The organism is Flavobacterium johnsoniae (assembly GCF_030388325.1).
Taxonomy (GTDB): domain Bacteria; phylum Bacteroidota; class Bacteroidia; order Flavobacteriales; family Flavobacteriaceae; genus Flavobacterium; species Flavobacterium johnsoniae_C.
The window spans coordinates 5,296,629-5,318,536 of sequence record NZ_CP103794.1 but is presented as its reverse complement, the minus strand read 5'-3'; the positions used below and the strand labels follow the sequence as shown (position 1 = coordinate 5,318,536).

21 protein-coding genes and 1 tRNA gene are annotated in these 21,908 nt (G+C 32.8%); 14 read left to right on the top strand and 8 right to left on the bottom strand.

All coding sequences use genetic code 11. The annotated features are described in order from the left end of the window. The first annotated feature begins 151 nt into the window (after positions 1–151). From hisS to NYQ10_RS22420, 13 genes are all read left to right on the top strand, one after another. The gene (hisS, locus tag NYQ10_RS22480) at positions 152–1,579 is read left to right on the top strand and encodes a histidine--tRNA ligase (RefSeq protein WP_289878346.1); all 1,428 of its coding nucleotides are present in this window, start codon (positions 152–154) and stop codon (positions 1,577–1,579) included. 120 nt (positions 1,580–1,699) lie between these two features. Continuing rightward, positions 1,700–1,770, top strand: a tRNA-Trp gene (locus NYQ10_RS22475). A 454-nt stretch (positions 1,771–2,224) separates the two neighbouring features. Further along, positions 2,225–2,803 (top strand): nucleotide exchange factor GrpE, encoded by a 579-nt coding sequence (locus NYQ10_RS22470; protein ID WP_276172422.1) that lies wholly within the window; start codon positions 2,225–2,227, stop codon positions 2,801–2,803. Between the two features lie 68 nt (positions 2,804–2,871). Next, entirely contained in the window at positions 2,872–3,981 is a 1,110-nt protein-coding gene (gene dnaJ, locus NYQ10_RS22465; RefSeq protein WP_276172423.1) for a molecular chaperone DnaJ, read from the top strand. A 157-nt stretch (positions 3,982–4,138) separates the two neighbouring features. After that, positions 4,139–5,068 carry an ABC transporter ATP-binding protein gene (locus NYQ10_RS22460; protein ID WP_289878345.1) on the top strand — a complete coding sequence of 310 codons (930 nt, stop codon included), beginning with the start codon at positions 4,139–4,141 and terminating at the stop codon, positions 5,066–5,068. A gap of 63 nt (positions 5,069–5,131) precedes the next feature. Then, positions 5,132–6,448, top strand: coding sequence for an ABC transporter permease (locus NYQ10_RS22455; RefSeq protein ID WP_289878344.1), 1,317 nt, complete (start codon positions 5,132–5,134; stop codon positions 6,446–6,448). A 187-nt stretch (positions 6,449–6,635) separates the two neighbouring features. Beyond that, positions 6,636–7,799, top strand: coding sequence for a sigma-54-dependent transcriptional regulator (locus tag NYQ10_RS22450; protein WP_289878343.1), 1,164 nt, complete (start codon positions 6,636–6,638; stop codon positions 7,797–7,799). A gap of 100 nt (positions 7,800–7,899) precedes the next feature. After that, positions 7,900–8,559, top strand: a complete 660-nt coding sequence (locus tag NYQ10_RS22445) for a DEAD/DEAH box helicase (protein ID WP_289878342.1) — start codon at positions 7,900–7,902, stop codon at positions 8,557–8,559. Positions 8,560–8,587: 28 nt separating this feature from the next. Further along, on the top strand, positions 8,588–10,024 hold the full coding sequence (locus tag NYQ10_RS22440) for a ligand-binding sensor domain-containing protein (protein WP_289878341.1): 1,437 nt from the start codon (positions 8,588–8,590) through the stop codon (positions 10,022–10,024). 54 nt (positions 10,025–10,078) lie between these two features. Next, the gene (locus NYQ10_RS22435) at positions 10,079–10,894 is read left to right on the top strand and encodes an alpha/beta hydrolase (RefSeq protein ID WP_289878340.1); all 816 of its coding nucleotides are present in this window, start codon (positions 10,079–10,081) and stop codon (positions 10,892–10,894) included. 83 nt (positions 10,895–10,977) lie between these two features. Next, a complete protein-coding gene (locus NYQ10_RS22430; protein WP_091492259.1) occupies positions 10,978–11,196 on the top strand; it encodes a putative signal transducing protein in 219 nt (72 codons plus the stop codon). Positions 11,197–11,260: 64 nt separating this feature from the next. Continuing rightward, the gene (locus NYQ10_RS22425) at positions 11,261–12,064 is read left to right on the top strand and encodes a Cof-type HAD-IIB family hydrolase (RefSeq protein WP_289878339.1); all 804 of its coding nucleotides are present in this window, start codon (positions 11,261–11,263) and stop codon (positions 12,062–12,064) included. A gap of 4 nt (positions 12,065–12,068) precedes the next feature. Then, complete coding sequence (locus NYQ10_RS22420) at positions 12,069–12,599, top strand: GNAT family N-acetyltransferase (RefSeq protein WP_289878338.1); 531 nt, start codon at positions 12,069–12,071, stop codon at positions 12,597–12,599. 82 nt (positions 12,600–12,681) lie between these two features. Here the strand turns inward: NYQ10_RS22420 and NYQ10_RS22415 are convergent, their stop codons facing one another. Continuing rightward, a complete protein-coding gene (locus NYQ10_RS22415) occupies positions 12,682–13,200 on the bottom strand; it encodes a hypothetical protein (protein WP_184159805.1) in 519 nt (172 codons plus the stop codon). A gap of 487 nt (positions 13,201–13,687) precedes the next feature. Between NYQ10_RS22415 and mtaB the strand changes: the two genes are divergently transcribed. Further along, positions 13,688–15,022, top strand: coding sequence for a tRNA (N(6)-L-threonylcarbamoyladenosine(37)-C(2))-methylthiotransferase MtaB (mtaB, locus tag NYQ10_RS22410; RefSeq protein ID WP_289878337.1), 1,335 nt, complete (start codon positions 13,688–13,690; stop codon positions 15,020–15,022). Positions 15,023–15,176: 154 nt separating this feature from the next. On the opposite strand, the gene NYQ10_RS22405 is transcribed toward mtaB, so the two are convergent. From NYQ10_RS22405 to NYQ10_RS22375, 7 genes are all read right to left on the bottom strand, one after another. Beyond that, positions 15,177–15,689: a hypothetical protein gene (locus NYQ10_RS22405; RefSeq protein ID WP_289878336.1), complete on the bottom strand. Its 513-nt coding sequence runs from the start codon at positions 15,687–15,689 to the stop codon at positions 15,177–15,179. 67 nt (positions 15,690–15,756) lie between these two features. After that, complete coding sequence (locus tag NYQ10_RS22400; RefSeq protein WP_289878335.1) at positions 15,757–16,473, bottom strand: 3-ketoacyl-ACP reductase; 717 nt, start codon at positions 16,471–16,473, stop codon at positions 15,757–15,759. Positions 16,474–16,588: 115 nt separating this feature from the next. Beyond that, complete coding sequence (locus NYQ10_RS22395) at positions 16,589–17,176, bottom strand: LURP-one-related/scramblase family protein (RefSeq protein WP_289878334.1); 588 nt, start codon at positions 17,174–17,176, stop codon at positions 16,589–16,591. Between the two features lie 40 nt (positions 17,177–17,216). Next, a complete protein-coding gene (locus tag NYQ10_RS22390; RefSeq protein WP_289878333.1) occupies positions 17,217–17,918 on the bottom strand; it encodes an SIMPL domain-containing protein in 702 nt (233 codons plus the stop codon). Positions 17,919–17,957: 39 nt separating this feature from the next. Then, positions 17,958–20,123 carry a YfbK domain-containing protein gene (locus tag NYQ10_RS22385; RefSeq protein WP_289878332.1) on the bottom strand — a complete coding sequence of 722 codons (2,166 nt, stop codon included), beginning with the start codon at positions 20,121–20,123 and terminating at the stop codon, positions 17,958–17,960. 79 nt (positions 20,124–20,202) lie between these two features. Beyond that, positions 20,203–21,177 carry a hypothetical protein gene (locus NYQ10_RS22380; protein ID WP_289878331.1) on the bottom strand — a complete coding sequence of 325 codons (975 nt, stop codon included), beginning with the start codon at positions 21,175–21,177 and terminating at the stop codon, positions 20,203–20,205. A 2-nt stretch (positions 21,178–21,179) separates the two neighbouring features. Beyond that, complete coding sequence (locus NYQ10_RS22375) at positions 21,180–21,680, bottom strand: RNA polymerase sigma factor (protein ID WP_289878330.1); 501 nt, start codon at positions 21,678–21,680, stop codon at positions 21,180–21,182. Between the last annotated feature and the right edge of the window lie 228 nt (positions 21,681–21,908).

The window sequence follows — 21,908 nt, the reverse complement described above, 5'->3', positions numbered from 1 at the left end:
AGTCGAAAGTTGAAAGTCATAAAGTCAAAAAGGCGAGTGGCTGAAGAAACAACAGTCTGAAAAATAAAGTAGAAATAAATAATATCATAAGATTTTTAGACAAAGATTGAGACAATCTGAAATCTAAAATCAACAATCTAAAATAAAGAAGATGGCTTCAAAACCAAGCATTCCAAAAGGAACAAGAGATTTTTCACCAGCTGAGGTGTCAAAACGTCAATATATTATTCAAACGATAAAAGCAAATTTCGAAAAGTTTGGTTTTCAGCCAATCGAAACGCCTTCGTTTGAAAATTCAGATACTTTGATGGGGAAATATGGAGAAGAAGGAGATCGTCTGATTTTTAAAATATTGAACTCTGGTAACTTTTTCTACAATAAAAGTAAAATCGAATTGCCAGAATCAATTGAAGAATTGCAACTCAACTCGGCAGAAAAAATAAGTTTAGAGCAAAGAATCGAACTGAATAAATTTACAGGAAAAATTTCTGAAAAAGCTTTGCGCTACGACTTGACAGTTCCGTTTGCGAGATACGTTGTACAGCACCAAAGCGAAATAGAATTTCCTTTTAAAAGATACCAAATTCAGCCAGTTTGGAGAGCAGATAATCCGCAAAAAGGTCGTTTTAGAGAGTTTTTTCAATGTGATGCCGATGTTGTTGGTTCAAAATCTCTTTGGCAAGAAGTAGAATTGGTTCAGCTTTACGATACTGTTTTTACATCTTTAGGTTTAGAAGGTGTTACAATTAAAATCAATAACCGAAAAATTTTATCTGGAATTGCTGAAGTAATTGGCGCTTCTGATAAATTAATCGATTTTACGGTTGCTCTTGATAAATTAGATAAAATTGGAGAAGACGGCGTTAAAAAAGAAATGATTGAAAAAGGAATTTCTGAAGAAGCTTTAGTAAAAGTACAGCCACTTTTTAGCTTTAGCGGAACTTTCGCAGATAAAATCAATCAGCTATCAGATTTGTTGGCTTCTTCTGAGGAAGGAATGAAAGGTGTTGAAGAACTTAAATTTATTTGTGACAATGTTGCAGATTTAGGATTGTCAACAGCAATTTTAGATTTAGATGTGACTTTGGCTCGTGGTTTAAATTATTACACAGGAGCAATTTTTGAAGTTGCGGCTCCAAAAACAGTTGCGATGGGTTCTATTGGCGGCGGAGGAAGATACGACGATTTGACGGGTATTTTTGGTTTGAAAAATATGAGTGGTGTCGGAATTTCTTTTGGCTTGGATAGAATTTATCTAGTTTTAGAAGAATTGCAATTATTTCCAGAAACAGTTGCGGCTACTTCTAAAGCCATTTTTATCAATTATGGAGATAAAGAAGCTTTGTATGCGTCAAAAGCAATTCAAAAATTAAGACAAGAAAATATAAAAGTGGAGTTGTATCCAGACAATGTAAAAGTAGGGAAACAATTTCAATATGCAGATAAACGTCTGATTCCGTTTGCAGTAATTGCAGGAGATCAAGAAATTGCATCAAATACATATGCGCTTAAAAATTTAGTGACAGGCGAGCAGGTTTCTGTAGATCTTGAAGGATTGAAAAAAGCTTTATTAGCTTAACTGTTTGAAGCAAAGGTTTTTGCTTTGAATAGCTTGTGATTAAAGGAATTTCTTTTAAAATCTCTGCATGAAATAGTTGCCAGTAAAGAAAAAAAACTTTTAATTTGCCCACCTTAAGTTACGGGCGTAGTTCAAGGGTAGAATAGCGGTCTCCAAAACCGTTGATGGGGGTTCGAATCCCTCCGCCCGTGCAATATTTTTTTACCGCAAAGAACGCAAAGGTTTTTTTAAAGAATACTTTAAAAATATAAAGTTCGCAAAGCTAAATCAATACAAAGCTTTGCGAACTTTTTTCATTTTATAAAGCTTAAGAGAAAAAACCTTTGCGTTCTTTGCGGTAAAATTTTCTCAAAAGGCATAAAAAAAAGCTTCGTCTCTATAGGCGAAGCTTTTTTTAATATAAGGTAAATTTGAATTAATAATTATTTTGAGGCCAAAGCCAACCCTTAAATTCAATTTTGGTGGTAATAATTTATGTTTTACGCTATCAAAGATAAAATAAACTATAACGTAATAGTCTTAAAATTATACTAAATTTTGAGAGCCTAATTTCCTTTTTTAAAACTCTCATAATTAATAAAGTGACAATTTGACATTTTATAAGATTTGGCAGTACTTTTGCAATCCAACAGAAAGAAATAAAAAATGAAGTTTAAAAATATTTTTAAAAATAAAAGTAATATGACTACGGAAAATACAGAATTCGATCAGGAATTAGATGATGCAACGATAGAGACTAACGCTAATGGAGAGCAGTTAATTGTTGAAGAATTAAGTGTTGAGGAGCAATTAGCTCAAGACTTGGCTAAAGAAAAAGATAAGTTTTTGAGATTATTCGCCGAATTTGAAAATTACAAAAAAAGAACTTCAAAAGAGCGTCTTGAATTATTTAAAACAGCAAACCAAGAAGTTTTATTGGCTATGCTTCCAGTTTTAGATGATTTTGACAGAGCGACAGTAGAAATCAATAAATCTGAGGATGAAAATCTTAAAAAAGGAGTTGAGTTGATTCATGAAAAATTGAAAAGCACTTTAGTTTCTAAAGGTTTAGAGCAAGTTGAAATCCAAGCAGGAGATGCTTTCAATGCTGATATTGCTGAAGCAATTACCCAAATTCCAGCTCCGTCTGACAAATTAAAAGGGAAAATTGTTGATGTTATTGAAAAAGGATACAAATTAGGAGACAAAATTATTCGTTTCCCTAAAGTTGTAGTTGGAAACTAAAAAGCAAATAAAAATTTCGATTCTATTTTTGGATCTGGAATTTTAAAATTTGGAATTTAAACCTAATTATGAAAAAAGATTTTTACGAAATACTAGGCATTTCAAAAAATGCTGACGCTGCCGAAATTAAAAAAGCATACAGAAAAAGTGCGCTAAAATACCATCCTGATAAAAACCCAGGCGACAAAGAGGCAGAAGAAAACTTCAAATTAGCGGCAGAAGCTTACGAAGTTTTGAGTGATCCGCAGAAAAAAGCAAAATACGATCAGTACGGACATCAAGCATTTGATGGTTCTGGCGGATTTGGTGGTGGTCATGGCGGCATGAACATGGATGATATTTTTAGCCAATTTGGTGATATTTTTGGTGGCGGATTTGGCGGTTTCGGAGGCGGAGGCGGAGGCCCTCGTCGCGCAAAAGGAAGCAATCTTCGAATTAAAGTAAAATTGACTTTAGAAGAAATCGCAAATGGAGTTGAGAAAAAAGTAAAAGTAAAACGTAAAGTTCAGGCTAAAGGTGTAACGTATAAAACTTGTACCACTTGTAATGGTCAAGGTCAAGTAATGCGTGTTACTAATACCATTTTAGGAAGAATGCAATCTGCGTCAACTTGTCCTACTTGTGGCGGTTCTGGTCAGATTTTAGATAAAAAACCTTCTGAGGCAGATGCACAAGGAATGGTTCAGGAAGACGAAACTGTATCAATCAAAATTCCTGCGGGAGTTGTTGACGGAATGCAGTTAAAAGTTTCTAACAAAGGTAATGATGCGCCAGGAAACAGTATTCCAGGTGATTTAATTGTTGCAATTGAAGAGATTGAACACGAATTCTTGAAACGTGAAGGCGAAAACGTTCACTTCGATTTATATATCAGTTTCCCTGAAGCAGTTTTAGGAGCTTCTAAAGATATTGAAGCAATCAACGGAAAAGTTCGTATTAAGTTGGAAGAAGGAATTCAATCTGGAAAAATCTTAAGATTAAAAGGAAAAGGAATTCCAAGTTTAAATGGTTACGGAAGCGGAGATTTATTAGTTCATGTAAATGTTTGGACTCCAAAAACATTAAATAAAGAACAAAAACAATTCTTTGAAAATGCTTTAACAGACGAGCACTTTGCTCCAAGCCCAGAGAAATCAGAGAAATCATTTTTTGAAAAAGTAAAAGATATGTTTTCATAATCGAAACTTTTTCAATATTTAAATATACTAAAACCCATTCTATAGATTTTAGAATGGGTTTTTTGCGTATTATTACGCAATTTCACTTCGAATTATTTACTTTTACAGTCGCTGAGCCGTAATTGGCTAAGCTACGCAGTAAATCCTTAAAAATAACATGAGCAACTTACTTGAAGTACATAAGGTCGTAAAACGATACGGCGATTATGTAGCGCTTAACGAAGTTTCATTAAATGTGCCAAAAGGCAGTATATATGGACTTTTAGGTCCGAATGGAGCTGGAAAAACTTCTCTTATCAGAATCATAAACCAAATTACATTGCCTGACAGTGGCGAAATTATTTTGGATGGTGAAAGATTACAGCCAAAACACGTACAAACTATAGGATATCTTCCTGAAGAAAGAGGTTTGTACAGTTCGATGAAAGTGGGAGAACAATGTTTGTATTTGGCTCAAATGAAAGGACTTTCAAAAAATGAAGCCAAAAAACAATTAGACTATTGGTTTGATCGTTTAGGAATTCAAGGGTGGTGGAACAAGAAAATTCAGGAACTTTCTAAAGGAATGGCGCAGAAAATTCAGTTTGTGGTTTGCGTTCTTCACAAACCGAAGTTGCTAATTTTAGATGAACCTTTTTCTGGATTTGACCCTGTAAATGCAAATATCATTAAAGATGAAATTTTAGCTTTGAAAGAACAAGGCTCGACTATCATTTTTTCAACTCACAGAATGGAAAGCGTAGAAGAACTTTGTGAAAATATCGCTTTGATTCATAAATCAAATAAGCTCATAGAAGGTAAAGTTGCCGATGTTAAGCGTCAATTTAGAACCAATAGTTTTGAAGTCGGAATTCTGACCAATAATGTCGAAGGTTTGATGTATGATATTACGCAAAAATTTACGGTTTCTCCTGCCAATTTTAAATCTTTAAATGATGATTTGAAATTGAATATTGAGATTGGAAATGCAACGCCAAACGAATTATTAAATATATTGACACAGCGCGGTCAAGTCACACATTTTGTTGAAAAAATTCCAAGCATAAACGATATTTTTATTCAAACAGTAACAGAAAATAAAGTTTAGATTTCAGATTTAGAGCAAAAACTCGGAATCTAAAATTAACAATCTAAAATCTAAAATCAAGAAATGAGTATTATTTCATTAATTATAAAAAGAGAATTTATTGCTAAAGTCCGCAATAAATCTTTTGTTGTCATGACATTTTTGAGTCCGCTTTTGTTTGTTGCAATTGCAGTATTTATTGGATATTTGAGTTCGATGAAAGCAGACACGAAAAGTATCGTAATTCACGATTCAACTGGACTTTTTGTTTCCGATTTTTTAAAGGAAAATAAAAACAGTTCTGAGTTTAAGTTTTATAATTTATCAGAATTTGATGTTCAAGCTCTAAAAGATAGTATTGCAACAGAGCGTTTTAGTGGTTTAATCGTTATTCCAAAAACGAATAATGTTAATGATTTAGAAAGTAAAATTGAATTTATTTCAAATAGCAGTCCAAGCATTTCTTTTATTGAAAATACGCAAGATGTCATTGCTTCAAAAATTACGAAATTAAATCTAGAAGAAGCAAAACTAGATACTTTGGCTATTCAAAAAGCGCAATCAAAGGTTAATATTCATTTGGTAAAAGCTTCTGGAGAAGAAAGTCTAAAAGGATTAAACGAAATTAAAATCGGAATTGGAGGTGCGTTTGGTTATTTGATTATGATGTTTATTATCATTTACGGAAATATGGTAATGCGAAGCGTTATTGAAGAAAAAACGAACCGAATTATCGAAATCATTATTTCTTCAGTAAAACCATTTCAATTAATGATTGGTAAAATTGTTGGAACTTCTTTAGCTGGAATTTTACAATTTATGATTTGGGCAATTATTGGTCTAGGATTAATGTTTGCTGCGTCGGCATTTTTTGGAGTAAACGTTGGGCCAACAGCGAGAATTTCACCAGAAATGATGCAATCGGCTCAACATGAACTTTCAGGATCTGCACAAATGTATATTTCTGAGTTATGGAATCTGCCAATTGCAAGTATCATAATCGGTTTTGTAATTTATTTTATTGGAGGATATTTTTTATACAGTTCATTTTACGCCGCAATTGGAGCAGCGGTTGACAATCAAACTGATTCACAGCAATTTTTACTGCCAATCATCATGCCATTAATCTTAAGCGTTTACATCGGATTTTTTACCGTTGTAAATGATCCGCACGGAAGTGTTGCGGTAATCTTTTCAATGATTCCGCTTACATCGCCAATAGTAATGTTAATGCGTATTCCTTTTGGAGTGCCGTGGTGGCAAATTGCAATTTCGGTATCATTATTGTTTGCAACCTTCTTCCTTGTAGTTTGGTTTGCAGCAAAAATTTACCGAGTAGGTATTTTAATGTATGGCAAAAAACCGACTTGGAAAGAATTGTATAGATGGCTGAAGTATTAGTTTTTTAAAGTTGCAAAGGTTCAAAGGTTTTTTAAATTTGGAATTTTGTAACTTCGGATTAAACAACTTTACAACTTATACTAAAGCATAAAAAAGATATATCAAACAACAGGTTAAAAGGTAAAATAGCGACAAAGATTTTAAACTTTGTGCCTCTGAACCTTTGCAACTTTGAACCTTAAAAGAAATGAGTAAAATACTAATTGTAGAAGACGAAGCAGCGATCAGAAGAGTTTTAGTGAAAATACTATCAGAAGAAAATGATTCTTATCAGGTAGATGAAGCTGAAGATGGTGTTGCTGGACTTGAAAAAATAAAAAACAACGATTACGATTTGGTTTTGTGTGATATCAAAATGCCAAAAATGGATGGTGTTGAGGTTTTGGAAGAAGTAAAAAAGATAAAGCCAGAAATTCCGATGGTAATGATTTCGGGACACGGCGATATGGAAACTGCGATTCAAACAATGCGTCTTGGAGCTTTTGATTATATTTCGAAACCACCAGATTTGAATCGATTATTAAATACTGTACGTAATGCGTTAGACAAAAAACAATTAGTTGTTGAAAATAAAATTCTAAAGAAAAAAGTCAGTAAAAACTACGAAATGATTGGCGAAAGCGAATCCATCAATCACATCAAAGTGATGATTGATAAAGTTGCTCCAACCGAAGCTAGAGTTTTAATTATAGGACCAAACGGAACAGGAAAAGAGTTGGTTGCGCATCAATTACATGAAAAAAGTGAACGTTCTTCTTTTCCTCTAATCGAGGTAAATTGTGCCGCGATCCCGAGTGAATTGATTGAAAGTGAATTATTCGGACACGTAAAAGGAGCTTTTACATCGGCAGTTAAAGATCGTGCTGGAAAGTTTGAAGCAGCTGACAAAGGAACTATTTTCTTAGATGAAATTGGAGATATGAGTCTTTCGGCGCAAGCCAAAGTTTTACGTGCCCTTCAAGAAAGTATGATAACCAGAGTTGGTGCAGATAAAGATATCAAGGTTGATGTTCGTGTTGTTGCAGCAACGAACAAAGATTTGAAAACAGAAATTGCTGAAGGTCGTTTCCGCGAAGATTTATACCATCGTTTGGCAGTAATTTTAATTAAAGTTCCGCCATTGAATGAAAGACGTGACGATATTCCGGCGTTAATTAAGCATTTTGCAGAGAAAATTGCTTCAGAGCAAGGAAATGCAGTGAAAGGATTTTCTACTCAAGCAATACAATTACTGCAAGAATACGATTGGACAGGAAATATTCGTGAACTTCGAAATGTGGTAGAAAGATTAATTATTTTGGGAGGAAATGAAATCTCCGAAAGCGACGTAAAAATGTTCGCAAGCAAGTAGTTGCTTCGCGCTGTAGGCTTTAAGCTTTAAGCTTTAGGCTTTTAAAAAATATAATATTTTAGCTTAAAGCCTAAAGCTTAAAGCTTAAAGCATAAAAAAAATGAAACTAAAAAAAATAAACGAGAAACTACAAGACGCTTTAATTGAAAATGGTTTAACAGAAGCAAATGCTTTGCAGTTAGAAACTTTTTCAACCATAAAAAGCGGTGCAGATTGTGTTGTTATTTCTCCAAAAGGAAGCGGAAAAACAACTACAATTGTTTTAAATGTAATTCAGCAATTGGCTGGACAGACTGAAGAATCTCCAAGGGCTTTGATTATCGTAGAAGATAAAGCGAAGGTTTTAGAAATGGTTGAGCTTTTTGAGAAGTATGGAAAATACACCAATTTGGAAGTATATGGCGTAAATGAAAAAGGCGACATGGATTACGATAAAAACTATATTTCAACTGGAATTGATGTTTTAATTGGAACTCCAACAAAACTAAATGATATGTTTAGTACAGCGGGTTACAATGTAAATCGTCTAAAAATGCTAATTCTTGACGATGCCGATCCAATTTTGAGATTGCGTCATGAAACAAAAATTATGCGTATTTCTGGCAGTATTGCAAAAACACAACGCATTATTTTTGCCGAAACACTGACAGAACGTGTTGAAATTTTGGCAGACAAAATGTTAGTTGAGCCATATTTGTTTGATATGGACGAAGAAGGCGAAGAGCTTGACGAAGAGGAAGACGATATTGAAGAGGAATAAAAAATCTTAAATTCATACTCAGAAATTGATGAAAAAAAAACTTTTGATTGCTTTGTTGGTTTTTTTGCAGGTTTCTGCGTATTCTCAAAATCTATATCCTGAAAAATATCAAAATTGTCACTTAGCAACTTTTTGTCTGGATTGTGGAGACGTTCTGGCAATGCCTCCAAAAACGTTTGTGGAAGAACTAAATAACAGTTTAGACAAAAAAAAGCTGGCAGAAATTAAAGGCATAATTGAGGCTCAAATTTTAATTGACGAAAACGGAAAGCCTTGTCTTATAAGTGTGATGAATAAAACAAATGTGGCTTCAAAAAAGCTGAATTTGGAAAAAGCAATCAATACGGTTTCTTTGTGGCAACCAGCCATTTCTAAAAATAAACCAAAAAATAGTTCTGTATCTTTAATTTTTGAATTCGAAAATGGAAGTTTTTCGGTTAAGAGAAAAGTATTTGATTTTAAGAATCAAGGGAATATGAAATGTGTTGGAACGCCTGAAATTAAAGGTACTGATAAAGAAAAGCTTTCTAAAAAATGGCAGTTATTTACACAAAGCAATTCTGAGTTGCCTTGGGATATGACCAGAGCAATTGCGAATGATTTAGATAATAATATTTGGATTGGAACTGATAATGGAATCGTTAAAATTGAAAACGAAAAGTGGCAGCATTTTAATTCGAAAAATACAATAATCAAGCCTACGGCATACAACAAGAATCAGACAGAATCGGTTAGAGATTTGGAGGTAGACAAAGAAAATAACAAATGGTTTGTTATTGGTTGGGATGTTTACAAATACGATAATAAAAACTGGAAAAAATATGATTCGATAAACTCGCCAATTAGCTGGGCAAGAAAGCTTTTTGTGGATTATAAAAATAACATCTGGTTTACGTCTTGGAGAGGTGTCGCAAAGTTTGATGGCGAAAAATGGTCAGATTTTACCAAAGAAAATTCAAATTTGCCAAGTAATAAAACACTTGGAGTTTATGTCGATAAAAAAGATAGAATCTGGATCGGAACATTTGAAGGAAATGTTGTAATTGAAAATAGGACGACAAAATTGCTGAATGACAAAAAATCACCTTTGTCAAAGGCATTCATATCCAAAGTTTACGAAGATAAAGAAGAAAATCTCTGGTTTGATTTGTATAACGACAAATCAGACGAGGCAGGAATTTATAAGTTAGATACAGCTGGAAATTGGACAAGAATTGTTCATCCTAATTCGAAAATGTTCACAGATAATGCTATAAACGATTTTTATCTGGACGAAGCCGACCAAGCCTTATGGGTAACGCTAAATGGAGTTGGTATTTTAAATTATGATTTGAAGACAAAAAAATGGGAAACCTATACAAATCAAAATTCAAATGTTCCTAGTATTCATTCTGAGAAGATTACAAAAGACAGAAATGGTTCAATTTGGGTTGCCACATATGCGGGAGTCGTAAAAACAGAATAACGGGACTTTTTTTTTCTAAATAAAAACGATAATTACAAATGGACAAAGTAAAAAATGGAGATTTTAAAAACATTTAAATTTTTAGGAATTGTACTTTTTTGTTTTTTTCTGGTTATTTATGTTTTAATGATTTCCTATTTTTATTTCAATCAAGTTGAATTGGTTTTTCATGCTTCAAGACTTCCAAAAGATTTTAAATTTGATTATCAACAGAAATTTGAAGAGCTAAATATTCCATCATTTGATGGAAATAATCTCAACGGATTATTATTTAAGGCAGAAAAATCTAAAGGTCTTGTTTTTTACCTTCATGGAAATGCTGGAACTCTTGAAACTTGGGGCAAAATCGCCAAAATTTATACTTCGTTAAACTACGATATTTTCATTTTAGATTACAGAAGTTTCGGAAAAAGCGAAGGTAAAATTGAAAATGAAGAACAAATAAGTAAAGATATTTCTGTTGCTTACAAGGAAATTTCTAAAAGATATTCAGCAAATAAAATTATTATTACTGGATATTCTATTGGTTCTGGTTTTGCGACAAAATTGGCTTTAGAAAATAAACCAAAAGCATTAATTCTTCAAGCGCCATATTATAACTTTTTAGAATTATCTAGTTCTAAAGCACCGTTTTTTCCTGATTTTATGAAAAAGTTTAGTCTGGAAACCAATCTTTATCTCCCTCAAATCAATGCCCCGATTTATATTTTTCATGGAACGGATGATCAGTTAATTCCTTGTGAAAATTCGGTTAGATTGAAAAAGCTTTTGAAATCTAATGCGTATTTTTATCCTTTGAAAAATCAAGGTTATATTGGCGTAAATGAGAATAAAGATTTTCAAAAACAATTAAAAATAATTTTAGAATAAATTATAAGTCTCAGTTACAGTTTTCAGTTTAATAATGAAGACTGTGACTGAGACTGAAAACTTAATAAACAAAATAGATTATCATGGGATTAATGAAAGTGTTTTCGGGAAGTGAAGTTTTAGCAATTGCTTTGCAAGAAAGATTAGAAGAAGCTGGAGTAGAAACAGTAAAAAAAGATAATATACAGTCGGCTCGTTTAGGAGGTTTCGGCGGAACAGATTTAGCCGTTGAGGTTTTTATTCAGGAAACTGATTTTGCAAAAGCAAATCCAGTTATTGAAGAATTTCGAATGAGTCTTTAAAAGTTTTCAGTTTTCAGTCATTGCTGAGACTGCGACTGAAAACTGCGACTGAAAACTAAAAAAAATGCAATACAAAATGTTAGTGCTCGACATGGATGATACCTTGTTGACAGACGATCATAAAATTTCATATTTAAATAAGAAATTAATTCTAGAAGCCCAAGCAAAAGGCGTTTATGTTGTTCTTGCATCTGGAAGACCAACAACAGCAATGACGGCTTACGCAAAAGAGCTTCAAATGGATTTAAACGATTCTTATATGATTTCGTTTAATGGAGCAATAATTAGTCGCGTAAAAGACGATTTGGTTTTGTTTGAACAGAAATTAACGGTTGAACAAATTCATGCTCTATATGATTATAGTGTTGAAAAAAATACACACATTATTACGTATTTAGATAATGAAATAATCAGCGAAACCGATTCTGAATATATTGAGATTGAAAAAGAAATCACTAAAATGGTGCATCATAAAGTTTCCAGTTTCAAAGAGTATGTAGATCGACCAGCGGTTAAATGTATTTTACTTGAAGATCCAGCATATTTAAAAACAGTTGAAAGAGATTTAATTGAAACAATGCCACATTTAAGCGTTTCGACTTCTAAACCTTTTTTCTTAGAAGTAGCACAATTAGGTATTGATAAAGCGGCGAGTTTGAAACTTTTGGCTGAAAAGTTAGGAATTCTTCAAAGTGAAATTATCGCCGTAGGAAACGCCGGAAACGACCTTACTATGATTGAATATGCAGGTTTAGGAGTTTGGGTAGATAATGTAACGCCAGAATTACGTGACAAAGCCAATATAATTGTAGCTTCAAATAATAATGACGGAGTTGCAGAAGTAATTTCACGTTATATTTTAAATTAAAGAAATGAAAAATCCAATTGAAACCGATCGTTTGATTTTAAGAGAATTAGTTCTCTCTGATGCAGAAGGTATGTTCGAGTTGGATTCTAATCCAAACGTTCATTTGTTTGTAGGCAACAGGCCTGTTAAGCATATAGAAGAAAGTGTTGATTACATCAAATTTGTTCAGAAACAATATGCAACTTTCGGCATTGGTCGATGGGCTGTTGTTTTAAAAGAAACGAATGAATTTATAGGTTGGTCTGGAATAAAATATATTACAGACGAAATCAATAACCATAAAAATTTCTACGAATTAGGTTATCGTTTTATCGAAAAACATTGGGGAAAGGGATATGCTTCTGAAGCTGGAAAAGCTTTTGTTGATTATGCTTTTAACGAAATGAAAGTAGAAGTTCTTTATGCTTACGCAGATGCAGGAAACGAAAATTCTAGAAAAGTGCTAGAAAAACTAGGTTTCCATTTTGTCAATTCTTTTGAATACAATGAAGAGCTAGAAGTTTGGTACGAACTTAAAAATCCGAACTTGTTATAAAAAATGAATTCCAAATCTTTACATACTTAAAAGTCAGTAAAGATTTGGAATCAAACAAAAAGAAAAATAATATTTTGAGGTATTATTTTTTAGCTACAGAAACAAAATATTTATTTCCGTCACCCATTGTTAATTTCACACGCTCATCGCAAAGATCGATAGCAAAATTAGCACTTTCGTAACAGCTGCAAGTTGTGTTTTTGTCTTTAGACATTTCTGTTTTACAGTTGTTATTTTTAAAAGTTGTTAATTGTGGAGTATACAAACTAACCAAGTCAGTAGAAGCAGTTACTAAAGAAATAATACTTGCCGAATTATTATTAGTAATTCTGTATACAATTCTATCCGTATAATTTACTTCGTTAACAGTTACTTTACGAATATAAGTATAAGCTGTAGATCCTTCACCTGGTTCTTTAACTTCAAACTTAAACCCTACTGCACGAATAGCAACGTCAAATTGCTGCTGTGAATTAAAGCTCGCCCAAGTCGTTAATGTACTAATTGTAGGAAATGGATTTGCGGCTGGTGTATTAGTTTGCGCTTGCGAACTAAAAAGGGTTAAGAACATCAAGCAGATCGTGGGTAAAAATGCTTTCATAAAGCGTGGTATTTGTAATTTAATTTTGCCTACTCTCTTTGGTTTTCGGCTTTCCCATTTCATTTTGTAACACAAAACAACAACATAACGGCTAAAATTCAAAATTGTTATGTCCGAATTATTATTAAATTAATTAAAGCTTATCAAAATTCTTAAATAAGAAATTATTTCGGGCATCATTCAAAACAAAAGTAAATGTAAGAAATTTTGAGTTTATAAACGAAAAAAATGTATTTAATCGATAAAATTTGCATTTAATCGATTATTTTGTCATTTTATTCTTATCGAAATGTTAAAAATGACAGTTTAAAGTGCATTTTCGACCATTAAATTTAAGGATTTTAATTTAATCTATTGATGCATTATTAATAACATTCACGCAAATTATTGATTCGAAGTTGATTAATCTCTTTCTTTTGATGAATATTGTTTGTAAATTTGCAGCCTTAAATTTTTTGACAACGATTTCATTAATTTAAGATAGATTATGGAAAATAGAAAGAAAGTTGCCTTTTATACGCTGGGTTGTAAACTGAATTTTTCAGAGACTTCTACAATTGCCAGAAATTTTAACGACGAAGGTTTTGACCGCGTTGATTTTGAAGAAATAGCAGATATTTATGTCATCAATACTTGCTCTGTAACAGAAAATGCAGATAAGCAGTTTAAGCAAGTTGTTAAAAAAGCAATGAAGCTTAACGATAGAGCTTTTGTTGCCGCTGTTGGCTGTTATGCACAATTAAAACCAGAAGAATTAGCCGCTGTCGATGGCGTTGATTTGGTTTTGGGTGCTACAGAAAAATTCAAAATTACCGACTACATTCATGATTTGAGCAAAAATGATATGGGTGAAGTTCATTCATGCGAAATTGCTGAAGCCGATTTTTACGTTGGAAGTTACTCAATCGGAGACCGTACAAGAGCATTCCTAAAAGTTCAGGACGGTTGCGATTACAAATGTACGTATTGTACAATTCCGTTGGCTAGAGGAATTTCTAGAAGTGATGCTTTAGAAAATGTTCTTAAAAATGCCAAAGAGATTTCAGCTCAAAATATCCGTGAAATTGTTTTAACTGGTGTTAATATCGGTGATTACGGAAAAGGCGAATTCGGAAATAAAAAACACGAACATACTTTTCTCGATTTAGTTCAGGCTTTAGACAAAGTAGAAGGAATTGAGCGTTTAAGAATTTCTTCAATCGAACCTAATTTATTGAAAAACGAAACAATCGAATTCGTTTCTAAAAGTCGCACTTTTGTACCGCACTTTCATATTCCGCTACAATCGGGAAGCAATGATATTTTAAAATTAATGAAACGTCGTTACTTATGTGAAGTTTATATTGATCGTGTCAATAAAATTCGCGAAGTAATGCCGCACGCTTGTATTGGTGTTGATGTTATTGTTGGTTTTCCAGGAGAAACAGACGAACACTTTTTAGAAACCTATCATTTCTTAAATGATTTAGATATTTCTTATTTACACGTTTTTACATATTCAGAAAGAGATAATACAGAAGCGGCAGATATGGAAGGTGTTGTTCCTTCAAATGTAAGAGCAAAAAGAAGTAAAATGCTACGCGGTTTATCGGTTAAAAAACGTCGTGCTTTTTACGAAAGTCAATTAGGAACAAATAGAACTGTTCTTTTTGAAGGAGAAAACAAAGAAGGATATATTCACGGATTTACAGAAAATTACGTAAAAGTAAAAACACCTTGGAATCCAGAATTGGTAAACACTTTGCAAGAAATCAATTTAACAAAAATCGAGGAAGACGGAAGTGTTCGTTTGGAGTTTTTGAATAAATTGGCGGAAGCTTAAACGTAAAGTTTGTCATTCCGAGGAACGAGGAATCTCACTCGAAACTCTACAAAGATTGACAATTATAGCATACGGAATTACTAGTGTGATTTCTCCCTTCGGTCGAAATGACAAAAAACAGAAAAGCCCTTTATTAAAAGGGCTTTTTTTATAACTATTTCTTCTGATCTTCAGAAACAACCAATTTCAAAGAATTAATATAATCAGTATCAAATTCTATAACTCGAATTTTTTCTGGATTAAAAGCTAATTCTCCTCCAAATTGACCGCGTGTATCTAAAAAATCGATTGTCAATTCTTCGTTATTCAATTCTATTAACTTGCCTAAATAAGCAGATTTTGATGATTTTTTAGCAATTTGAAAAATGCCATATTTCTCCGAAATAAATTTAATGATTGATGCTAAATCTTTAATCGGAATAATGTCTTCAGAATTTATTTTCAAACCTTTCATTCGAATTACTTTTTCTGTAAAAGCCAAATCGTGATCACGGTTTACTGCTTCAATATTTTTATTTCGTAGAATAACAAAACCATCCAAAACAAAATCTACAGGATTATTTCGAAGTAAAATCCAATCATCAGAATAGTCAATAAGAAATCCTGAGAAAATTTGCTTCTTATCCTGAAACTCTATTTCGACCAATTGTCTTAAATATTGTTCCATATTATTGTGTTTTTGTTTATATAATTTTGTCAAAGTTTTAAGCTTTGACAAAATTTCTAAAGGTGTTTTAAGGATTAGTAGACCAAATGCTGCTGTTTTTAATAAAAACTCTTCGGTTTAATTTTAATTGTGCAATAATTAAATCTGCCATATCTTCAGACTGCATTACTTTTTCTGGATTTCCGTCAGTCAAGTTCAAGTCTTTTGCCATGTCAGTTGCTACTGTACTTGGCGTTAAAGCCGTAACACGAATATTGTGTTTTCTCATTTCCTGCATCAAAGAATCGGTTAAACCTAAAACAGCAAATTTTGAAGCGCTGTAAGCACTTGTCAAAGCGTTTCCGTTTAATCCAGCAGTTGAAGAAATATTGATAATATCTCCCGTTTGTCTTTCGATCATATTTGGGATAATCGCGCGAGTTGTGAAATACGTTCCCATTAAATTTACCTGAATAATTCTTTCCCAAGCTTCTGGCTCTAGTTCTAAGAATTTTCCAAAAGAAGCAATTCCGGCGCTATTGATTAAAATATCGATATGTTTAAATTCAGCTAAAGCTTTTTCTGTGGCCGAATTTATAGAATTGATGTCCGAAACATCGGCAGACAAAGCCAAAGTTTTTACACCAAATTTAGCAGTTTCTTCAGCCAATAGTTCGATATCTTTTTGAGTTCTTGAAACTAAAATAAGGTTTACTCCCTCTTTTGCCAAAGCAATTGCTACAGCTTTTCCTATTCCTTTTCCAGCGCCTGTAATAAAGGCATTTTTATTTTTTAAGTCGGTCATGATTGTAATTTTAGAAATGCAAAAAGCATCATTTTTAAGTCTTACAAAAATAAGATTTTGAAAACTAAAATGATGCTTTAAAATATATTCTTAATCTAAGTTTAACAACTTTTTGTTATTCTTTCAGAACCATGTCAATACACATTACGGCTCCTAAAATCAATTGTCTCAACGGACTATCAGCAGCGACTGTATCTTCAATTTGAAGAACATAATTGTCTGCACTTGTGAAAAACTCTTTTCCTAATCCAGCCCATTTTTTGCTTACTTGAGCCAATTGTTTGTTCTCGTGAGAGAATTTAAAATCCCAACCCGTCCATTTTCCTTGTAACGTTGCAACTGGTCTTTCATTTTTATCCAGAATGTCAAACTTTCCTCCAATAGAAAAGAATTTTTGTTTGAATGTTCCAACCAAACGATCTTTCTCGTCTAAAACTTCAACAGTCGATCTGAAAATTGCAACGCCTCTTCTCACAGTAATTAACTTTTCGCCAGAAGCAGTTGTAATTTCAACGTTAAATGGAGTCGCTCTTTTATAATCGGTAAAACGAAGTATTTTGGTGAAAAAACCAAGATTATTTTCTCGGCAATTCATAATAATTTGATTGGTTTCTGGATTGTAAATGTCGTAATTGTTTGCAGCTTTAAACATTCCGACATGTTCTTTTACTAAAAATAGATTTTGGCTTAAAATGGGATTCATGAATTTTGCGTGTAATTAATTTATATGAGTTTATTAAAATTTATTCTATAAGAAATCTTACCTGAACGAAACTGGATATTTTTATTTTTTCAAATTCAACACTTGGTTCGATATTATTGTCATTTGAAGATTTACTTTTTCCGTATCCAACTACGACTACTTCATTCATCATTGCTCGAGAAGGACTGATACTTTCATTATTAGTAATTTGAAGAGCGGTTCCAACCTTTTGGTTTAATGGTTTTGTAAAACTTTCAGCAGTTTTTTTTGCATTTAATATCGCTTTTCCATTAATCAAAAGTTTAATCTTTCTCTCGTCAGTATGTTCAATTTTATCAATACGAACATTCGAAATGCCAATTTTTTCTAATCCAATAAAAACTTTGGCAGTTTCAGACGCATTTTTAACCAAAATAAAGTAAGATTTTGATTTGAAAATATCATTTTGTTTAAATATATAATTTTTGAAATTGCTTGACATATCATTTACACTAACGTCTTTTTCTGTGTTAATGCCAATTTCTTTTAGTTTTAAAATCATCTCGTTTTCTAAATCTTCAACAGATTTTTTTCCTTTTGAGTCTTTTTCGCTTAGCAACACATTAATCCAGATTTTATTTGGAACGACTAATGTATCGGCTAGTCCAGAAACATCAATAAAAGGTTTGTCTGTTGAAATTTTTGTTTGAGAAAAAGAATTAATAGTGATGAATGCTAATAACGCAAAAAATAGATGTTTCATTGTTTTTAAAATTGGTTTTCAAATGTAATATAATTTTTATTAATTGTACTGCTTTGAAGTTTCAACTAAACGAATAAACTCCGCTTTATAACCTTCGCTGTCATTTGAATTTCCTTGTTTCGCTAATTTCACAATTTCTTCAGAAGATTTGCCGGCGATTAATTTTGAATCTCTCAATTTCAATCCGAACCAAGCTACAGCAGAGCTAAATTTCATGTCGTCACTTGCTTTGTTTAAAACAACCGATTTGTTTTCAATAACCTGAACCATTTCAATGCTTTTTTCGCCGTCAGGTTTTTTATAGCGGAATTGTATCGTTGCCAATTCGTTGGTGTAATTGTTAGAATTGGTTTCTGTTTTAGTGTATTTTAAATCATCTGGCTGTGCAGTCAAATAATCGCTTTTTACGCCAGTCGGAATAATTTCATACAAAGCCGTAACGGTATGATTGCTTCCTAATTCTCCCGCATCAATGGCATCATTTTTAAAATCTTCTGGACGCAATTTTCTGTTTTCATACCCAATTAAACGATACGATTGCACTTGTTTTGGATTAAATTCGATCTGGATTTTTACATCTTTCGCGATAGCAAACATCGAACCTTTAAATTCTTTTCCTAAAAAACGATTCGCTTCTTGAATGTTGTCGATATAAGCATAATTTCCGTTTCCTTTATCGGCTAAGATTTCCATTTTGCTGTCTTTGTAATTTCCCATTCCGTAGCCTAAACAAGTTAAGAAAACGCCTGTTTTTCTTTTTTCTTCAATCAGTTTTTCCATATCAGAATTAGAAGAACTTCCTACGTTAAAATCGCCGTCGGTTGCAAGAATTACACGATTGTTTCCTTCTTTGATGAAATTTTCTGTAGCTGTTTTATAAGCCAATTCTATTCCTGCGCCGCCAGCCGTACTTCCGCCAGATTGTAATTTATCTAAAGCATCGATAATTGTTTTTTTCTCATCGCCAGAAGTTGGAGGTAAAACCATTCCTGCTGCGCCTGCATACACTACAATTGCCACTTTGTCTTTCGCTCGTAATTCATTCACCAAAATTTTCAAAGATTGTTTTAATAAAGGCAATTTGTTCATATCGCTCATAGAACCCGAAACATCAATCAGAAAAACAAGATTTGAAGCCGGTAAATCTTCAGTCGGAATGTTTTTTCCTTGTAAACCGATTTTCAAAATTTTGTTATTTGAATTCCAAGGTGAATCGCTCACTTCTGTATTAATAGAAAACGGATGTTCATTTTTTGGCTGTGGATAAGTGTATTTAAAGAAATTCACCATTTCTTCTACACGAACGGCATCTTTTGGAACTTGCTGTCCGTTGTTTAAAAAACGTCTTATATTGGTGTAAGAAGCATTGTCAACATCTATAGAAAAAGTAGAAAGTGGCGCTGTCTTAGGACTTTCGAAAGCATTTTCTACAAATGCATCATAATCTTCCTGCGTTGGTTCTGTTGGAATTGGCATAATATTTAATTTTTTGTCTAATTCCTTTTCCGAAAGATTTTTGTAAAGTTCATTTTTAGTCGAAATTACCACAACGCCATTTGAAGCTTTATTTCCGTATACCGAAGTCGCCGCCTGATCTTTTAAAACAGAAACATTATCAATATCATTCGGATTAATTTTTGCCATTTGATTGGCTTTTGCAGGAACTCCATCAATAATATATAAAGGTTCATTTTTTGGCGAAACAGTTGCAATTCCGCGTATGGCTATATTCTGACTTGGCATCGGAGCATAGGCAATATTATTAGAAACTTGAATTCCCGCTACTTTTCCTTGAAGTGCTTTTGAAGCCTCTTTTTTTTCTTTTCTTCTTTCGGCACGTGCATAACTTCTGTCTTCATATTCAGAATTACTTCTTCCATAACCTACAACTACAACTTCGTTTAAAGTTTGTTGATCGGAATGCATTTTTATATTAATGATATTAGAATCTTGTACATATTGTCTTTGGGAATTGTAACCGATAAAAGTAAAGACCAAAAGATCGCCTTTTTTAGCCTGAATGCTGTATTGTCCATCAAAATTAGTAGCAGCTGTAGTTTTTGCTGTCTGATTGAAAACATTTACACCTGGCAGCGGTTGTTTTGTTTCGTCTGAAACGATTCCAGAAATAGTTCTTTCTTGCGCCATACTTACGAAACATATAAGCATAGCAATGGCTGATGAAATAAGTTTTAGACTTTTCATGATAATAAGTTTTAAGATTAATGTTGAGATTTAACTTTGTCAAAGTTTTAAACTTTGACAAAGTTTTGTTGTGATGTGATTATTTTTTCGGAGCTGGTTTTCCGTTTTTGGTGGTAATAATTACAACTCCTTTTTTTCCTTTTTCGCCATATTTTTCAGTAGCTTCAAGGTCTTGCAAAATGGTTATGGTTTTTATTTCTTGTCGATCTAAAGGCGCATACGGACTCGTCGGATTCTTTCCGAATAAATCATTTTCAGAATAATAAATGCCGTCAATAATGTATAAAGGCTCATCTAAAACCATTAATGAATCGACATTTTCAGGTTCTAAATTCGAGATTTCACCTTGTATCATTTTATCTCTTTTTGCGTCATCGCTATGCGCCATTGCTCTTCCGTTAAGAATGACCAAAGGAGTACTTTTTTTAGCTTTTTGCGCACTTTTATCAGCAAAAGCAACACGTGCAGATTCTTTTTCAGCTTTTCTTAAGTAACCCGATTCTGATCCGATTTCTTTTTTGGAAATGATGTTGTTATTATCTTCTTCATCATAACTTTCACTTCTGAGCGGTGCATTTGCAGAAACCACGGCATCTGAAACAATTGCTGGATTTGATATTGATTGAACCAATTCTGCATTTGGTGCACTAGTTTCTTGAATAGCGACTCTATCTTTATTTTTGCTGTTTTTTTCTAAAATTTTAACTGCTTCTTCATTCGAAACAATTCCAGAACCTGATGAAGGAATTGTATTTTTTTGATCTAAAATCGGTTTTTGAAATTGTTCTTTCTCTGTTTCCTGAATTACTACTTTCGGAGTTTCATTTGTCACTTCTTTATTGGAATCTAAAAACTGAAAACCTAAAGAAATTAATAATAGAAGAGAAGCGGCAACAGCAATTTTTTTCCATAAAGCGATTGTTTTTTTATCTTCTTTTTTGTCTAGTTTTTCTTCAACGCGCGACCAGACTTTTTCCATTCCGGGAAAGTCTTTAAACTCCGCATTTTGCGAAGCTTGTTTTATTTTATCGAATAATTTATCTTGATTGTCCATGACTATTTTGCTTTTTGATAAAACAGTTTATTAACCAGTTCTTTCAGTTTGGTCTTAGCGGCATTCAATTGTGATTTTGAGGTGCCTTCGGAGATCTTCAGCATTTCGGCTATTTCTTTATGTCCGTAACCTTCAATAACAAAAAGATTAAAAACAGTTTTACAGCCGTCAGGAATGTGGTTTAATAAATTAAGTAAATCTTCTTCTTCTAACGTATTTAGTTCGTCGACAGAAGGTTGCGAAAGCAGTTTCACGTCGTCGAGATACATATTGAAGTTGGTTGCTTTTCTAATCGTTGCCAAACAATGATTAACCGTTATTCTTTTTGCCCAAGCTTCAAAAGCATACGCTTCTTTTAACTGATCTAGTTTGGTGAAAATAGTGAAGAAAGCATCAGCCAAAGCTTCTTCTATTTCTTCTTCCTTTTTTAAATATCTTTTGCAAAGGCGGTACAACTTAGGCGCCATGTATTCGTACACCTCGCGCTGGGCGTCGCGGTGCATTTTTTTACAGTTTGCTATTTGAGTCTCGTTTATCACAATTGTTGTCTTTCTTATATAGAGAGATAAAAAGATAAAAAGGTTGGGATGGTTGTGAAAAAAATATTTTTTTTTAAGGTTCAGAGTTGCAAAGGTTCAAAGTTGCAAAGGTTTTCTGCGTTAATATTGTAATCGAAAACTTTTGTGTTTCTCTGCGAAAATCTTTGGGAATCTTTGTGTAATAGCTTTATC

What these genes read in the sequence shown, in the direction of transcription:
- hisS (WP_289878346.1), top strand. Translation starts at nt 152, where the DNA reads ATGGCTTCAAAACCAAGCATTCCAAAAGGAACAAGAGATTTTTCACCA.
- NYQ10_RS22470 (WP_276172422.1), top strand. Translation starts at nt 2,225, where the DNA reads ATGAAGTTTAAAAATATTTTTAAAAATAAAAGTAATATGACTACGGAA.
- dnaJ (WP_276172423.1), top strand. Translation starts at nt 2,872, where the DNA reads ATGAAAAAAGATTTTTACGAAATACTAGGCATTTCAAAAAATGCTGAC.
- NYQ10_RS22460 (WP_289878345.1), top strand. Translation starts at nt 4,139, where the DNA reads ATGAGCAACTTACTTGAAGTACATAAGGTCGTAAAACGATACGGCGAT.
- NYQ10_RS22455 (WP_289878344.1), top strand. Translation starts at nt 5,132, where the DNA reads ATGAGTATTATTTCATTAATTATAAAAAGAGAATTTATTGCTAAAGTC.
- NYQ10_RS22450 (WP_289878343.1), top strand. Translation starts at nt 6,636, where the DNA reads ATGAGTAAAATACTAATTGTAGAAGACGAAGCAGCGATCAGAAGAGTT.
- NYQ10_RS22445 (WP_289878342.1), top strand. Translation starts at nt 7,900, where the DNA reads ATGAAACTAAAAAAAATAAACGAGAAACTACAAGACGCTTTAATTGAA.
- NYQ10_RS22440 (WP_289878341.1), top strand. Translation starts at nt 8,588, where the DNA reads ATGAAAAAAAAACTTTTGATTGCTTTGTTGGTTTTTTTGCAGGTTTCT.
- NYQ10_RS22435 (WP_289878340.1), top strand. Translation starts at nt 10,079, where the DNA reads ATGGAGATTTTAAAAACATTTAAATTTTTAGGAATTGTACTTTTTTGT.
- NYQ10_RS22430 (WP_091492259.1), top strand. Translation starts at nt 10,978, where the DNA reads ATGGGATTAATGAAAGTGTTTTCGGGAAGTGAAGTTTTAGCAATTGCT.
- NYQ10_RS22425 (WP_289878339.1), top strand. Translation starts at nt 11,261, where the DNA reads ATGCAATACAAAATGTTAGTGCTCGACATGGATGATACCTTGTTGACA.
- NYQ10_RS22420 (WP_289878338.1), top strand. Translation starts at nt 12,069, where the DNA reads ATGAAAAATCCAATTGAAACCGATCGTTTGATTTTAAGAGAATTAGTT.
- NYQ10_RS22415 (WP_184159805.1), bottom strand. Translation starts at nt 13,200, where the DNA reads ATGAAAGCATTTTTACCCACGATCTGCTTGATGTTCTTAACCCTTTTT.
- mtaB (WP_289878337.1), top strand. Translation starts at nt 13,688, where the DNA reads ATGGAAAATAGAAAGAAAGTTGCCTTTTATACGCTGGGTTGTAAACTG.
- NYQ10_RS22405 (WP_289878336.1), bottom strand. Translation starts at nt 15,689, where the DNA reads ATGGAACAATATTTAAGACAATTGGTCGAAATAGAGTTTCAGGATAAG.
- NYQ10_RS22400 (WP_289878335.1), bottom strand. Translation starts at nt 16,473, where the DNA reads ATGACCGACTTAAAAAATAAAAATGCCTTTATTACAGGCGCTGGAAAA.
- NYQ10_RS22395 (WP_289878334.1), bottom strand. Translation starts at nt 17,176, where the DNA reads ATGAATCCCATTTTAAGCCAAAATCTATTTTTAGTAAAAGAACATGTC.
- NYQ10_RS22390 (WP_289878333.1), bottom strand. Translation starts at nt 17,918, where the DNA reads ATGAAACATCTATTTTTTGCGTTATTAGCATTCATCACTATTAATTCT.
- NYQ10_RS22385 (WP_289878332.1), bottom strand. Translation starts at nt 20,123, where the DNA reads ATGAAAAGTCTAAAACTTATTTCATCAGCCATTGCTATGCTTATATGT.
- NYQ10_RS22380 (WP_289878331.1), bottom strand. Translation starts at nt 21,177, where the DNA reads ATGGACAATCAAGATAAATTATTCGATAAAATAAAACAAGCTTCGCAA.
- NYQ10_RS22375 (WP_289878330.1), bottom strand. Translation starts at nt 21,680, where the DNA reads ATGCACCGCGACGCCCAGCGCGAGGTGTACGAATACATGGCGCCTAAG.